Annotated in this window: 1 protein-coding gene; it reads left to right on the forward strand. The window is 55.6% G+C overall.

All coding sequences use genetic code 11. The features are described from left to right. A partial coding sequence (locus tag ACG2LG_RS24135) for a zinc-ribbon domain containing protein (RefSeq protein WP_396263459.1) occupies positions 1-465 on the forward strand: 465 nt, incomplete at its 5' end. Between the last annotated feature and the right edge of the window lie 192 nt (positions 466-657).

Consider the following 657-nt stretch of genomic DNA (forward strand, 5'->3'; position numbering starts at 1 on the left):
GCGCGTCCATCCGAGGAGCCCGGTGCGGTAGTTCCGCACGCCGGGATCTGCGAGGGGGGCGCCGGGCGACCGGCGTCCCTACCTCAATCTGCAAAGAAAATGACCTTCGCCGACAAGAAGAATATCAAGCTCAGGCTTCGACTTCTCAACGAGCAGAGGCTGACACGCATTCGTAAGTTGATCGAACGAGGGTTAATCGAATCGGAGAAGGATGTTCCCGAGCACGCAATCCCCGTCGATCTAGACAGCTCGTCACTAGCAGATCTGATTCTGCCGCCAGCCTACTACGAGGATATCGAGTATGACTGCGTCGAGTGCGGAACCCACGAGACTTGGCGTGCTGAAACCCAGCAATACTACTTTGAGGTGTTGAAGGCGTCTCCCTACAGTCAGGCGGTTCGATGCCCGAATTGTCAGGCGACTCGAAAGCGCTCGATACAACAAAATCAGCAGAACAAGCCGTGAGACAGCGACGCCTATCAGCGGTTTTGTTGGAGATTGCCGAGTGTGCTTCGGTCTGCTTCTCTTGACTCGAAAGCGCCGCCATCGGGGCGCGCGTCCACTCAAACGTTGCTATGGCTGCTTGTTTGGCAAGGGGCAAAGTGATGTTTTTTCCATAACTCGTGGGGAGTGATAGTTTAACTTCGGGGAAGGGCT

The organism is Haloferula sp. A504, from assembly GCF_044385805.1.
Taxonomy (GTDB): domain Bacteria; phylum Verrucomicrobiota; class Verrucomicrobiia; order Verrucomicrobiales; family Akkermansiaceae; genus Haloferula.